The sequence below is a fragment of the Rhodococcus sp. MTM3W5.2 genome (assembly GCF_001984015.1).
GTDB classification, from domain to species: domain Bacteria; phylum Actinomycetota; class Actinomycetes; order Mycobacteriales; family Mycobacteriaceae; genus Rhodococcus_G; species Rhodococcus_G oryzae.
In genome coordinates this window covers 3,410,969-3,423,109 of the sequence record NZ_CP019572.1, presented here as the reverse complement: position 1 = coordinate 3,423,109, position 12,141 = coordinate 3,410,969, and the positions used below count along the sequence as shown (strand labels likewise).

Annotated in this window: 17 protein-coding genes and 1 pseudogene; 6 read left to right on the top strand and 12 right to left on the bottom strand. The window is 70.4% G+C overall.

Annotated elements, in window-relative coordinates:
- Positions 1 to 11: 11 nt before the first annotated feature.
- Positions 12 to 425 carry a hypothetical protein gene (locus tag BTZ20_RS15625; RefSeq protein WP_077041995.1) on the bottom strand — a complete coding sequence of 138 codons (414 nt, stop codon included), beginning with the start codon at positions 423 to 425 and terminating at the stop codon, positions 12 to 14.
- 383 nt (positions 426 to 808) lie between these two features.
- On the opposite strand from BTZ20_RS15625, the gene BTZ20_RS15620 reads away from it, so the two are divergent.
- The gene (locus BTZ20_RS15620; protein ID WP_262982482.1) at positions 809 to 1,546 is read left to right on the top strand and encodes an NAD(P)-dependent alcohol dehydrogenase; all 738 of its coding nucleotides are present in this window, start codon (positions 809 to 811) and stop codon (positions 1,544 to 1,546) included.
- An 18-nt stretch (positions 1,547 to 1,564) separates the two neighbouring features.
- On the opposite strand, the gene BTZ20_RS15615 is transcribed toward BTZ20_RS15620, so the two are convergent.
- Both BTZ20_RS15615 and BTZ20_RS29070 read right to left on the bottom strand, forming a co-directional pair.
- A complete protein-coding gene (locus tag BTZ20_RS15615; protein ID WP_145982303.1) occupies positions 1,565 to 2,536 on the bottom strand; it encodes a biosynthetic peptidoglycan transglycosylase in 972 nt (323 codons plus the stop codon).
- 186 nt (positions 2,537 to 2,722) lie between these two features.
- Complete coding sequence (locus tag BTZ20_RS29070) at positions 2,723 to 2,845, bottom strand: hypothetical protein (RefSeq protein ID WP_262982481.1); 123 nt, start codon at positions 2,843 to 2,845, stop codon at positions 2,723 to 2,725.
- A gap of 190 nt (positions 2,846 to 3,035) precedes the next feature.
- On the opposite strand from BTZ20_RS29070, the gene BTZ20_RS15610 reads away from it, so the two are divergent.
- Entirely contained in the window at positions 3,036 to 3,572 is a 537-nt protein-coding gene (locus tag BTZ20_RS15610; protein WP_223263359.1) for a DUF5994 family protein, read from the top strand.
- Positions 3,569 to 3,904 (top strand): annotated as a pseudogene (locus BTZ20_RS28150) (DUF5994 family protein); the annotation flags it as partial. The gene BTZ20_RS15610 and the pseudogene BTZ20_RS28150, both read left to right, overlap by 4 nt.
- Before the next feature lie 138 nt (positions 3,905 to 4,042).
- On the opposite strand, the gene BTZ20_RS15600 reads toward BTZ20_RS28150, so the two are convergent.
- Positions 4,043 to 4,300 (bottom strand): type II toxin-antitoxin system Phd/YefM family antitoxin, encoded by a 258-nt coding sequence (locus BTZ20_RS15600; protein ID WP_077041993.1) that lies wholly within the window; start codon positions 4,298 to 4,300, stop codon positions 4,043 to 4,045.
- Positions 4,301 to 4,454: 154 nt separating this feature from the next.
- Between BTZ20_RS15600 and BTZ20_RS15595 the strand changes: the two genes are divergently transcribed.
- Positions 4,455 to 4,925: an acyltransferase gene (locus BTZ20_RS15595; protein ID WP_077041992.1), complete on the top strand. Its 471-nt coding sequence runs from the start codon at positions 4,455 to 4,457 to the stop codon at positions 4,923 to 4,925.
- A 96-nt stretch (positions 4,926 to 5,021) separates the two neighbouring features.
- Here the strand turns inward: BTZ20_RS15595 and BTZ20_RS26280 are convergent, their stop codons facing one another.
- Positions 5,022 to 5,723 (bottom strand): excalibur calcium-binding domain-containing protein, encoded by a 702-nt coding sequence (locus BTZ20_RS26280; RefSeq protein ID WP_083742696.1) that lies wholly within the window; start codon positions 5,721 to 5,723, stop codon positions 5,022 to 5,024.
- 108 nt (positions 5,724 to 5,831) lie between these two features.
- On the opposite strand from BTZ20_RS26280, the gene BTZ20_RS27285 reads away from it, so the two are divergent.
- Complete coding sequence (locus BTZ20_RS27285) at positions 5,832 to 5,996, top strand: hypothetical protein (protein ID WP_189636474.1); 165 nt, start codon at positions 5,832 to 5,834, stop codon at positions 5,994 to 5,996.
- 4 nt (positions 5,997 to 6,000) lie between these two features.
- Here the strand turns inward: BTZ20_RS27285 and BTZ20_RS15580 are convergent, their stop codons facing one another.
- The 4 genes from BTZ20_RS15580 to BTZ20_RS15565 all read right to left on the bottom strand — a co-directional run bounded on the left by BTZ20_RS15580 (position 6,001) and on the right by BTZ20_RS15565 (position 9,058).
- Positions 6,001 to 6,576 carry a thermonuclease family protein gene (locus tag BTZ20_RS15580; protein WP_223263358.1) on the bottom strand — a complete coding sequence of 192 codons (576 nt, stop codon included), beginning with the start codon at positions 6,574 to 6,576 and terminating at the stop codon, positions 6,001 to 6,003.
- Positions 6,577 to 6,586: 10 nt separating this feature from the next.
- Positions 6,587 to 7,894, bottom strand: coding sequence for an FtsX-like permease family protein (locus BTZ20_RS15575; RefSeq protein WP_077041991.1), 1,308 nt, complete (start codon positions 7,892 to 7,894; stop codon positions 6,587 to 6,589).
- Positions 7,891 to 8,583 carry an ABC transporter ATP-binding protein gene (locus BTZ20_RS15570; RefSeq protein ID WP_077043749.1) on the bottom strand — a complete coding sequence of 231 codons (693 nt, stop codon included), beginning with the start codon at positions 8,581 to 8,583 and terminating at the stop codon, positions 7,891 to 7,893. Before BTZ20_RS15570 ends, BTZ20_RS15575 begins: the two co-directional genes overlap by 4 nt.
- Before the next feature lie 118 nt (positions 8,584 to 8,701).
- Positions 8,702 to 9,058, bottom strand: coding sequence for a DUF5655 domain-containing protein (locus BTZ20_RS15565; protein WP_077041990.1), 357 nt, complete (start codon positions 9,056 to 9,058; stop codon positions 8,702 to 8,704).
- Positions 9,059 to 9,104: 46 nt separating this feature from the next.
- Here BTZ20_RS15565 and BTZ20_RS15560 point away from each other — a divergent pair, with 46 nt between their 5' ends.
- Positions 9,105 to 10,100, top strand: a complete 996-nt coding sequence (locus BTZ20_RS15560) for a cobalamin biosynthesis protein (protein ID WP_077041989.1) — start codon at positions 9,105 to 9,107, stop codon at positions 10,098 to 10,100.
- Here BTZ20_RS15560 and BTZ20_RS15555 read toward each other — a convergent pair.
- From BTZ20_RS15555 to BTZ20_RS15545, 3 genes are read right to left on the bottom strand one after another with little or no spacing between them, the layout of a single operon-like run.
- Positions 10,026 to 10,940, bottom strand: coding sequence for an SURF1 family protein (locus BTZ20_RS15555; RefSeq protein WP_077043748.1), 915 nt, complete (start codon positions 10,938 to 10,940; stop codon positions 10,026 to 10,028). The two genes, BTZ20_RS15560 and BTZ20_RS15555, sit on opposite strands and share 75 nt — an antisense overlap.
- A 50-nt stretch (positions 10,941 to 10,990) precedes the next feature.
- On the bottom strand, positions 10,991 to 11,467 hold the full coding sequence (locus tag BTZ20_RS15550) for a low molecular weight protein-tyrosine-phosphatase (protein ID WP_077041988.1): 477 nt from the start codon (positions 11,465 to 11,467) through the stop codon (positions 10,991 to 10,993).
- On the bottom strand, positions 11,454 to 12,125 hold the full coding sequence (locus BTZ20_RS15545) for an HAD hydrolase-like protein (protein ID WP_083742948.1): 672 nt from the start codon (positions 12,123 to 12,125) through the stop codon (positions 11,454 to 11,456). Before BTZ20_RS15545 ends, BTZ20_RS15550 begins: the two co-directional genes overlap by 14 nt.
- Positions 12,126 to 12,141 lie beyond the last annotated feature (16 nt).

The window sequence follows — 12,141 nt, the reverse complement described above, 5'->3', positions numbered from 1 at the left end:
GAGCCGGTTGGTCAGGAACCCAGCGGGAGGTGGCCGAAGATGACATCGTCCAAGCCGAGCACGCCGAGGGAACCGAAGTCCGTCGACCCTGCCGAGCCGAGGGGGCTGCCCTGCCGGTGCCAGGTGGTGCAGCCGACGGAGTCGAGCCGGTCGCCGATCTTCAGATCGACGATGTGGTACGTGAAGTCAGTGCTGTGGCTCGGTGGATTGTCACCGTCAGGGGTCATGACAAAATCGCAGGTGAAGCGCGTGCTGTCCGTCATGCGGGAGTAGTACGACCCCGGCTCCACGTCGACGCCCGCCACGTAGGGGTGGCTGGTGGTGCCGGGAATGCTCACCGGGAGCGCGTTGGCGATGCCTGCGGTGCCGATGGTGAGGCCGACGGCGGCGATGGTGGCGCCGATGATTGCTGCGGATTTCCGCACTGTGGTTCTCCTCGTGGGTTTTTGGAGTGAACCAGGACACGTTAAAGGCTTCATGATGTTCCGGTCATGAAAGCGAGCGTGTCGGCTAGGACGAAGATGGGACCTAGCGTCGCGGCGACGGCCTTGGCCGAGCATTCGGGGGAGGAGGACCTACCGGTGAAAGCAGTCAGGTACGCCGAATTCGGGCCGCCGGAAGTCCTCGGTATCCATGAGGTCGACCGGCCGACTCCGCGGCAGGGCGAGGTGCTCGTGCGAGTGCACGCGACAACGGTGACCAGGGCCGAGACTCTCATGCGCAGGGGAGCCCCCGCTGGGGACGCCTCATCCTCGGCGTCAGGCGGCCGCGGAAGAATCGGAGGACTCTTGGGCTCGAATTCGCCGGCGTGATCGAAGCGACGGGCACGGGCGTGCGGCGGTTCGCGCCGGGTGACAAGGTCTTCGGATTCACCGGCTTCCGTCTCGGCGCCTGCGCCGAATACGTCTGCCTGCCGGAAGCCGGGTCGCTCGAACATCAGCCCGCAGGCATCGGCTTCGAGCAGGCGGCCGCCGCTGTCGACGGGCCGTCGACCGCGCTGTACTTCCTGCGCGACAGGGCACACGTCCGTAGCGGCCAGCACGTATTGGTCAACGGCGCCTCCGGCAGCATCGGGACCTACGCGGTGCAACTGGCCAAGCACCTCGGCGCCGAAGTCACCGCGGTGTGCAGCTCCCGCAACGCCGACCTGGTCACCAGCCTGGGCGCCGACCACGTCGTCGACTACCACAGGGAGGACTTCGGCTCCCACCACGACACCTACGACGTCATCTTCGACACCATCACCGCGACCTCGTTCGCACGATGCCGACGGGCGCTCACGCAGCACGGCTGTTACCTACCCACCACCGGCCTGATCAACTGGCCACTCGGCGCATGGACTGCGCTACGCGGCGGACGAACCGTTCGGCCAGGGATGTCCGTCGAGAAGAAGGCGGCACTTGCCTTCGTGAAGGACCTGATCGAGTCCGACGGACTGCGCATCGTCGTCGACCGCAACTTCCCGATGAATCGGATCGTCGATGCACACCGATATGTGGACCGGGGCCACAAGGTCGGCAACGTGACGGTCACCGTCCGCGGCTGACGTGTGTGGTCAGGGCGGCTAGTCGCCGTACTGCGGACTCCACCAGGCGCCCTCGGCCGCGAGCCGATCGGCCACGGCCTGGGGCATGACGGAACAGCTCTTCGGGGCGCCGAGCGGCGGGTGGTCGCCTGCCGAGTCGGTGATGCCCACCGTCGCGACCGCTCCCTCCCAGCCGCCCATCTCGCTGATCCGTTGCGGCACCTTGTTCCTGGCATTGGCGACGGTGCTGGCCACCAGCCATGTCCCGTCGCTCTCGACGTCGACGCCTCCACCCGGCGCCCGTCGGGCGTCCTCGCCGAGCGGCAGGAGGCCGGCCAATGTTGCTGCGTCCCAGGGGTTGCTGTCCCATGGCGGACGGTTGAAGTAATACCAGCTGGCGGAGCAGACGCCGTACAGGTTCGGCCCGAACTGGGCGTAGTTCAGGTACAGCTCGAGCTGCCGCTGGTCGCCCATGAGGTTGAAGGGCCAGGACAGCACGGCTTCCACACCCTTGCGGAAGACTCTGGTTCCGACCCATTCGCCTCGGATGAGGAACATGTTCTTCACGAGCTGCTGGGGGATGGTCGAGCCGGAGAGATCGTCACCGGTCTCGATATACGTCTGTGTCCGATCGATGAAGTCGCCCAGGTGGAACGGTCCCATGCGCGTGCCGAGTTGGGCGTCCTCGTGGGCGAGCGTGGCAGCGATGTAGTGCCTGCTGATGTGGTCGAGTGAGACTTCCTGAAAGACCGTGTTGCCGTCCGCGGGGTCCGTCAGCATGAACATCGTGCGGGGCGGCGTCCACACGCGGTAGATCGCGGGCGTCACCACGAGCCATACGACGAATCCGATCACCATCCACTTCGTCCACCGGCGCCAGGCGGGCTTCCTGGACGGGGGTGCCGTGCCGTCGGGGAGGCTCGGTGTCGGGGGAGCGGAGGCGTAGGAGTGGGAGGCAGCGGAGGCGGCGGCCAGACCGGGGCCTGCGGCTTCGCTCGTTGGTACTTCCAACTCGGTTGGGGAGGTGGACCGTACGGCGCCAGGTTGTCCGGCCGCGGGGTATCACGCGGCAGCGCCGGCCACGGCCGCCGCGATGTCGCGGCACTGTACCGAGGCTGGGCTCGGGAATCGGAGTGTTCCGGCTGTCGCCGAGTCGTTTGTTCATGGTGCCCTGGACTGCTCGAGCGCGCGCCCGAGTTACTGCCCGTCCGTGACGGTCAACCCGCGATCGAAGCTCCGGTCCGCGGGACCTGTGAGCGCCACACGCTGCTCGCCTTCGATGTTGCCCTCATCCGCGGGCCGCGCGTATCTCGTGAACACACCTAAAGGCTACCGAAATGTCCAGGTTGTCAATTGTGAGCTTCTGCCGGTGCCGCTCTGAGGGGTCGAGGCGACTGCGGGCGTAGAGTCGGGTGTATCGGATGCACCTCGAACGCGGCATTCTTTCGATCGCGTCGTCTCCGATTGGAATGAACCTGGCCGGTTCGCGGCCAAGGCAGGAGCGTCAGTCGTGACGCTGAATCACACGAGCCCGTCCCTGGACCATCGCGATGTCCGTCAACCCCTTGCGCGGCGGAGGCCAACGCTGCGGCTGCGGTTGAAGCCACGGCGTGCGGCCAGGGGGTTCGTCGACGGCGCGTGGTGGCCCAGGTCACCCGACCTGGCCGCCGAGGTCCCAGGACTACTGGCGGTGCTCGGCATCCGCCTGGGTCGGATCGACAGAGTGGTCTACAACGTCAACGGGTGGGCGACGGCGCCTGCACGGATCCGCAGCGGAGGAAACGAAGTTCGATTGGACGGCTACCCATTTCAGCCGGTTAACACCCTGTACGTGGTCGGTGCGAACAGGAAGAGGATGGCCCTGCTGGTGGTTCCGCCCTACACCGAACCCGACTACGCGCACGCGACCATGATGACCGCCGCCAAGCCGAACAGTGCGACAACGGCGGACGACCTCTTGATGGTCGGGGTACGCGAAGCGTCGCATCTTGCCGCCCAGCATCGCTGGGATTCGGAAGGCGGGGCAGGGAAGGTGCGTCGGCCATGATGCGCGACGGGGCCCGAAGTGTCGGGAATCACTTCGACATGGGCTCGCGACTGCACGCGACCGATGGCCTCCAGCCCTTCGAGCCTGCGACCCGCACATCGCGCGTCCTCCTTCGGGCTCGAGGCGCGCCGTCCGGCCTGGTCGACGGTGCGTGGTGGCCATGGACCACAAACCTGACGCAGGAATTGCACGACGTGATCAGCGCTGTCGCACCACATCTCGGTCGCACGGCCCGGGTTGCCTTCGCTTGGAATCCGCGCAGTGTCACGCAACGCGGCCTCGATCGACACGATGGAGTGCTCGTCTGCGGCCCAGTGGACGGTCAGCCGCAGAACGTCATGTACCTGTTCGGGACCGACGGGTCACGGCTGGCGTTGTTGGTCGTCCCCCGGACACCGAGGCGGAGGGTGCCTATGCGGCGATGCGGCTTGCCGTGGGTGCACCCGAGGTGTGACGACTTCGCCGGTCGGTCACGCGATCTGGTCGGCCCGCTCGGTGGACGTGCCGTAGAGGTCGTCGAGGAGCCTCTCGCGAGCACCCGCGCGGCGCAGGCTCTCGAGCAGATCCGGCGACCGCAGCAGGTACGAGGTCTCGCGGAGGGCTTCGTAGTGCGACCGTGAGATCAGCACCGCGCTGCCGTGCTTGCCACCGATCTCGATCGCGGCGGACTCATCGTTGGCCCTCCGGATCAACTTCTTCAGTCTCTTCCTTGCGGTCTTCACTTTCATTGCGGCCACAGCGCATCTCCATTCCCGACGGATCTGACTCGTGAATCCTGCCACCACGTGGTCGGGTTGAACCCACTTCTGTGCCCCGGACACTCCCAAATTCTGTAGCCGCGGTTCGAAATGCCGTGTTTGTCGCGCGGACTAGGGTCACGGTGTGCGTCTGATCAACATCATCCAGTCCTGGCGGCTCGTCCCCGTGTGGCTGCGCATCGTGCTGCTGCTCGCCGGTGGCGCAAAGGTGTGGGGAGCCGGGATCTACGCGGGATGCCACTTCGGCGGCAAGGACATCCGGATGGGCGTGGGCACCTTCGTGAACCGGGGCGTGTTCTTCGACGGCACCGCGCCGATCACGCTCGGCAGGCAGGTCGCGGTGGGGCACCAGGTCGCGTTCATCACCAGCACCCACGAGATGGGCCCAGCCGACGGGCGCGGGGGTCGCGTCTACGACCTGCCGATCGTCGTCGGGGACGGCTGCTGGATCGGTGCGCGGGCGACCGTCCTGCCCGGCGTCACGATCGGGCCCGGCTGCATGATCGGCGCGGGCGCGGTGGTGACCAAGGACTGCGAGCCGAACGGCCTGTACGCCGGGAATCCGGCGCGGCGGGTGCGGGACCTGCCCGCCTGATCGCGGATACCCGCACGCGGGCTTCGCGATTCGCACGCCCGGCAGTGGTCGACACCCGGGGGCGGCGCGCACTCGCGCCGCCCCACGGATCGGGCGCTACTTGTCGCAGGCGATGCCGTCCTTGTCCCGATCCAGTTTCGGGCTGTAGCCGGGGTCGCCCTTGTACATCGGGGCCGCTCCGGCCGCGATCGCGTCCTCGCACGATGAGAACTTGCCCGACGGAGAAGGTGCCTCGACGAGCGGCTGTGGCTTCGTGATCACCGGCGTCGGAGCGGGCTTCCGTTCCGAGGTATCCGGAACGTAGGCGGGCGCGGGTGCGGCGCCGGGCGGACGGGTGGTGACGGGGGCAGGCGCGACATAGGTCGTCGGCTTCGGCACCTCGACCAGCGGCGCCGGCTTCACAGGCGCGGGCACCGCCGAAGATCGGGCGGGCGTGATTGCGGGCGTGGACGGGCGTGCCGTCGTGGGCACGGTCCTCGAGATGGTGGGGGAGGAGGCGGGTTCGCTCGTCGCCGAGCCCATGACCCCGGCGGTGACGGCGAGTACCGCCACAGCGACGGCACCGGCCGCAAGGAGCGGGACGGTCTTCGACTTCTTTTTCGCCGCGGGCTCCGGCTCCGGTTCGGGCTCCGGCTCGGCGGGGATGACCGGGATGAGGGTGGTGGCGGTCGAATCCGGCGGCACGGGGCGCGTGGTCAACGTCCATTCGTCGCCGTTCCAGTACCGCTGGAATTCCGTGGCTCCGCTCGGCTCGGGATCGGGATACCAGCCGGGAGGGGGTCCGCCGGGGTTCGTCATGGGTGGTGATACTCCTTTTGGGATGTGTGCCCGCAATGAGTATCAGACGGGCCGCGCCGCATCGACATTCCCCCGGCCAGTGACGGTTCGCCGACGTACGCTTGACCGATGAAGACGGGTGCGGTGCTGACGCTGGTCGGGCTCGCGGTGCTGGCCTTCGGCCTCGGGCTGGCGGCGGCCCGGCTGGAGAGCGTCGGCTGGACCATCGCGCTCGGACTGCTGTGGCTCGTCATCGCCGCGGGCGCCCTCGCCCGGATCCGGCGCAGCGGCTGACCGGTCAATTACCTTCCAGCTGGACCGAATCCGTGCGCCCTTCGCACGGCGGCCCCCACAGTCCCGCGCCCGCGGCTCGTGCCTCGCTCTCGGCCCGCGCGATGTCCTCGGTCGGCCGACCGGTGCTGCGGCCGTAGGCATATGCCTTGGCCATCCCGGCCCGGACGGCGGCGGTCCCGTAGTCGGAACCGTCGGGCAGAGTCAGGTGGGCGAGGGTGCGGCCGTAGTCGTCGACGGCGTCCGCACGGGGATCGATCGAGACCTGCACCGCCGCGCCGTCGAGCGTGGCGCGGGCGTAGGCGCTGGACTCGGGTCCCCAGCACCCGACGGTGTATCCGGTCTTCACCGTCTCGGGGGTGTCGATGCCCAGCACCCGGACCGTCAGCGCCCCGTCGCCGTCACGCACCCGTACCGTGTCGCCGTCGTACACGTACTCGACCGTCATCGCGCGCGGGTCGAGTGGCGCGGCGGGCTCGGTGGCCGTCCACCGGTCCGTCGCCGCCAGCGCCACCCCCACAGCGAGGACGGCCCCCGCGCTCAGGGCGAGGATCCACTTCCGCCGGGGCGCTGGGGCGTTCATCGGTCCGAGCCTAATCGGCGAGCACCCGGCGCATCACCGGTCGAGCCAGGAGCGCACTGGCCAGCACAAGGGCGATGCCCGCGGCCAGCGTGACTCCCAACTGCAGCAGCGCCATCGGGCTGGTCACGATCGCGGCGCCGGTGAGCGGGAACAGGAACAGCAGGGCGCCGCCCGCGCCCGCCAGCGCCATCACCACCACCGGGGTGCGGACCTGCCGCATGCGGGCCCGGTCCATCACTTCGGGCGGCGTGCCCGCCAGCGCGAGGCTGCGGTAGAGCTGCCGATTGTCCAGGATCGTGGACACCTGGGTGAGCGCCGAGGAGATCGCGGCGAGCGCGAAAGTCGCGCCGAGGGTGAACAGCACGCCGGTCCGCAGGTCCGCGAAGAGGAACTCCTGACCCGGCTGGAGCTCCTGGCCCTCGCCGTTGCCGATCGCGGCGAGCAGCGAGGTGCCTGCCGCCACGAAACTGGCCATCGTGACGCCGCTGACGGTGCGCCACACGGACTTCGGGTTGTCGAGCACCCGGCGCGCGGCGATCAGCGAGGCGGCGTCCCTCGAGCGGGCGAGCATGATGCGGCCCAGCAGGGAGATCACGAACGGGCCGATCAGGGCGACGACACCGAAGCAGACCGCGAGCCCGACCAGGATCGCGGCGACACCGGGCGCGCCGCCGCCGACGGCGGTCCAGCCGAACAACACCGCGGCGGCGAGCGCCGCGATGAGCGCCTTGGGAGCGGGCCTGGGATTGCCCTGTGCGACGCCAAGCGGGCTGACGAACACCTGTCGCATGCCGAGCATCGAGGTGAGCGCGGCCAGCGCCGTCATCCCGAGCACGACCCCGAGCAACGGCAGGGCGCCGACCCAGAGCTCGGCGAGGTCGAAGGTGCGGCCCTGGAACCGCAGCTGCGCGACCAGCGGCATCGCGGCGAGGTAGCCGACCACGCCGATCAGCGCACCGACCAGACCCTGCGCACCGGATTCGGCAGAGCACAGGGCCACGATCTGGCGCGGGGTCGCCCCGATCAGCCGCAGCGCAGCGAGCCGTTCGTCCCGGCGCCGCGCGCCGAGGCGTGCCGCGGCGAGGCCGAGGGTCACGGCGGGCACGACCATGAGGACCGAGGCCACGCCCGCGAGGGCGAGGTACATCTGCGCCTCCTGCTCGCCTGCGCGGCCGTCGAAGGCGCCGTACCCGCCGAGGACTGTGAGCAGCAGCGCGGTGGAGGCGGCGAAGGCGGTGACAGGAAGGGCGTAGGTGCTGATCGCCTTTCGGCCCTCGCCCCGCACCGTCAGCAGGGCGACGCGGGCAATGGCGCTCATGCCGCCACCTGCTGCGCGGTGAGGGAACCGGCCTGCATCACCAGCGTGCGATCGCACCAGCGGGCCACCTCGAGGTCGTGGGTGACGACCACGAGGGCGGATCCGATCTGCTGTGCCGACTCCCGCAGCAGGCGCATCACCTCCCAGCTGGTCTGCGCGTCAAGCGCGCCGGTCGGCTCGTCCGCGAACAGCACCGAGGGTTTGGTCGCCAGGGCCCGGGCGATCGCCACCCGCTGCGACTGTCCGCCGGACATCTGGCCCGGCCGACGGTCCTGCAGACCGTCCAGCCCGAGCGGCGCGAAGAAGGCGTTCGCGGTGGCCTTGGCGTCGCGGATGGAGGCGCCGCCCAGGATCAGCGGCAGCGCGACGTTCTCGATCGCGGGAAGTTCCGGGAGAAGTTGACCGGACTGGAAGACGAAGCCGAAGGCCTCGCGCCGGAGGCGGCTGCGGTCGTTCTCGCCGAGGTTCTGGATGTGCTGCCCGGCGAGCAACACCGCGCCCGAGTCCGGCTTGACGATCCCCGACATGCAGTGCAGGAGCGTCGACTTGCCCGACCCCGACGGGCCCATGATCGCGGTCGCGGTGCCGGCCTGGATCTCCAGGCTGACGTCGCGGAGCACGGGGGTCGGCCCGAAGGACTTGCCGAGTGCGTGCACGGACAGGACGGGTGGCGGGGTCGGGAGGCTCATGCCTCCACGGTCGTCGACGAGCGGGGTCCAGGGCATCGGACCGCGGCCCGATTCTCGATGCCGTCGGGTCATGCCCAGGTATGACCCGACCCGGAGATCACCCCGACGACGCCACATGTCAGCGGGTGCCGGGACCCACCGTCTCGAAGGCCTCTGCGAGCAACTCGCCGATCACGTCGTCGATCTGGTCGGCGGCGGTGAAGGACATGCGATGGGTCCAGACCTTCTTGGTCGTCGCGAACGACTCGCGAAGCCGCGGATGCTCGACGCGTCGCAACAGGTCAATCGCCACCTCCAGCCTCGACGAGACGATGAATGCCGTGGCGAACACCCGGGCGCGTGCCCAGGCGACCTCGCTCGGGTGCACTCGCTCGTCGACGTCACCGAGCGCGAGCACCCGTTCCCGGAACAGGTACAGCAACTCCACCGCGGCGTCGTCGAGGCCCGCTGCGTACTCGTCGACGTCACCGGTCATGGGTCGACGGTAATCGGCGGCCGGTGCGGTTGATAGAAATACCGGCGTGAACATCAACGGCCGCGCGACGGCGAGGGCGGCCGGGATCCTGCTCGGGTACGCGGCGGATCGGGCCCTGGCCGACCCCGTGCGGTGGCACCCGGTGGCCGGGTTCGGCCAGGCCGCGGCGCTCCTCGAACGGCGCACGTACTCCGATCGGCGCGCGGCGGGCGCCGTGCACACCGCCGTCCTGGTCGGCGCGGTCACGGGCGTGACCCTGGTCGGGGCGCGGTTCGGGCGCGGGCTGGGCTGGGCGGGGGAGACCGCGATCACCGCGGCAGCGACCTGGACCGCGCTCGGAGGCACCTCCCTTGCCCGCGTCGGCTCCGACATGGCCGCGCGTGTCGAGGGCGGCGACCTCGCCGCGGCCCGCGGGCTCATCCCGTCGCTGTGCGGGCGCGATCCGGACTCCCTCGACGCCGAGGGCCTGACCAGGGCGACCGTCGAATCGGTCGCCGAGAACACCTCCGACGCCACCGTCGGGCCGCTGTTCTGGGCGGCCGTCGCAGGCGCCCCCGGCGCGCTCGGCTACCGGGCCGTCAACACCCTCGACGCGATGATCGGCTACCGCTCGGAGCGGTACCTGCGCTTCGGCTGGGCGGCGGCCCGGCTCGACGACCTGGTGAATCTCGCGCCCGCCCGCGCGACCGGCCTGCTGGCCGTGCTCACCGCGCCGGTCGTCGGGGGATCACCTGCCGCCGCGGCCGCGGCGTGGCGTCGGGACGCGGCGGCGCACCCCAGCCCCAACGCCGGTGTCGCCGAAGCGTCGATGGCGGGCGCGCTCGGGGTCCGGCTGGGCGGCCGGACGGAGTATCCACACGGCATCGAGGAGCGGCCCACGCTCGGCGACGGTCCGCCGCCCGCGACCGCGGACCTGCGGAGGGTGGTACGGCTCTCGTCCGCGGTGCAGATCGGTGCCGCGCTCGGGTCAGCGGCGCTTGCCGTAGCGATCGGCGAGCTTCGCCTCCGTCGCGGTCATCGCCGCGGGCTCCGGCTGCGGTGAGCGGCTGAATCGGCGCCGCGGCAGCGTGATGTCGTCGGTGGCCGCGTCGGGTTCGGTGGCAGGCGCCGCTGGGGCGGTGGGGGCCGCCGGTTCCGGCGCGCGGGAGCGGCGGCGTTCGCGGATCTCGGCGCGCGCGAAGTAGATCAGCCCGAGCGGGGCCATGATCCCGAACGCCAGCCACTGGAGCCCGTACGACAGGTACGGGCCGGCATCGAGCTGCGGCAGCGGGATCGGGTTCAGGCCGCCCGGCTGGTCGGGGACGAGCTGGAAGTAGGCGTCCACCGGCTCGAGGCCGAGCACCGAACCGATCTGGCCGGCGTCGATGAAGTAGACCTGCTCGTAGCCGTTCTCCCGGATCGGGTCCTTGCCCGGCACGGTGCCCTCGGAGACGCGAGCCCGCGCGGTCACCGTCACCGGGTCGGTGGGGGCGGGCGCGAACGAAGGCGGCACGGCGCCCTGCTCCGGGCGGGCGTACCCGCGGTTGACCAGGACGATCCGGCCGTCGGTCAACCGCATCGGGGTGATCACCTCGTAGGCGGGCGAATCCTCGATCGAGCGCAGCCGGATCAGGACGTCGCTGCCGGGCAGGTAGCTGCCGGTCACGGTCACCTGGCGCCACTCGTCGTCCCGGTCCAGTGGTCCGGACTCGGGCAGGATCGACTCGACGGGCACCGGCTCGGCGTTGCTCGACTCCTCGATGAGCTTGTTGCGGTGCTCGGTGTCGGTGTTCTTGCCGAGCTGCCACGGGGCGAGCACGGTGAAGCACATGAAGGCGAACCCGGCGACGACGGCGGCCAGCGCCAACCAGCCCGGACGCAGCAGAAACTTCAGCCTTCGCACGGTTCCACGGTACTTGCCGCGCCGATCCGCCCGGTCGGCCGGTGTCCGATTCAGCGCTGCTCGCGCACCCACTGCAGCAGTCCGGGCACGGCGGCCTCGATCTGCTCGCGCACGAGCTCGAAGTCGGCGCGGTCGCCGTAGTACGGGTCCGGCACCGAGTCGCCGTCCGCGTCCGGGTCGAAGCTGCGCAGCAGCCGCCGCCGCTCCGCGGGCACCCCGAGATGCGCCAGCGCGCGGTCGTGTCCGGTGTCGAGCGCGACGACCAGGTCGGCGTCGAGGTGGTCGCGGTCGACCTGCGCGGCCCGATGCCCGGTGGGGTAGCCGTGCCCGCGTAGCACCGCGTTGGTGCGGTGGTCGGCCTCGTGCCCGACGTGCCAGTCGCCTGTGCCCGCGCTCGACACCCGGACCCGCGTGTCGAGGCCCGCTTCGCGCAGGTGCCCGAGCAGGATCTTCTCGGCCATCGGGGACCGGCAGATGTTGCCGGTGCAGACGAAGGTGATGTGCAGGGGCGCGTCAGCGTGCGCCATCGAGGACCCTCCCGAGCTCGTCGACGGTGTCCACCGACCAGCGGGCGCCCTCGGCCTCCGCGGCGGAGCCGTACCCCCATCCGACGAACACCGTCGGGATGCCCCAGTGCGCGGCGCCGTGTACGTCGTGTTCGCGGTCGCCGACCATCACCACGTCGGGCGTGCCTCCGCGCCCCGCGTCGATCGGTTCGATGCCGAGCCCCCGCAGCGCGTGCTCGATCACGTCGACCTTCGCGCGCCGCGCGGTGCCGTCGTCGGAGGCCCCGGCGATCACCTCGAAGTGCCCGGCGAGCGCGAAGTGTTCGAGGATCCGGCGCGCGAATCGTTCCGACTTGGACGTCGCGACCGCCAGCCGGGACCCGCGCCCCGCGGCGGCGGTGAGCAGGTCGCCGATGCCGTCGAACACCGCGTTCTCCGCCCAGCCGATCTCGTCGTAGCGTTCGAAGTAGCTGGCCAGCGCGCGCTGGGTGGTCGCCTCGTCGAGCCCGAGCGAGCGCAGGGTGTCCACCATCGGCGGCCCGACGATCCGGTCGAGCACCTCGCCGTCGGGTTCGGGGGCACCGACCGCGGCCAGCGCGTGCCGGAAGCCGGCCACGATGCCGGGCGCCGAATCGGTGAGGGTGCCGTCGAGGTCGAAGAGTGTCACGCTGGGGCTCACGCCTCCATCCTGCCCG

Coding starts and splice junctions, on each gene's coding strand:
- BTZ20_RS15600 (WP_077041993.1), bottom strand. CDS start 4,300: ATGAAAGTGAAGACCGCAAGGAAGAGACTGAAGAAGTTGATCCGGAGG.
- BTZ20_RS26280 (WP_083742696.1), bottom strand. CDS start 5,723: ATGACGAACCCCGGCGGACCCCCTCCCGGCTGGTATCCCGATCCCGAG.
- BTZ20_RS27285 (WP_189636474.1), top strand. CDS start 5,832: ATGAAGACGGGTGCGGTGCTGACGCTGGTCGGGCTCGCGGTGCTGGCC.
- BTZ20_RS15580 (WP_223263358.1), bottom strand. CDS start 6,576: ATGAACGCCCCAGCGCCCCGGCGGAAGTGGATCCTCGCCCTGAGCGCG.
- BTZ20_RS15575 (WP_077041991.1), bottom strand. CDS start 7,894: ATGAGCGCCATTGCCCGCGTCGCCCTGCTGACGGTGCGGGGCGAGGGC.
- BTZ20_RS15570 (WP_077043749.1), bottom strand. CDS start 8,583: ATGAGCCTCCCGACCCCGCCACCCGTCCTGTCCGTGCACGCACTCGGC.
- BTZ20_RS15565 (WP_077041990.1), bottom strand. CDS start 9,058: ATGACCGGTGACGTCGACGAGTACGCAGCGGGCCTCGACGACGCCGCG.
- BTZ20_RS15550 (WP_077041988.1), bottom strand. CDS start 11,467: ATGGCGCACGCTGACGCGCCCCTGCACATCACCTTCGTCTGCACCGGC.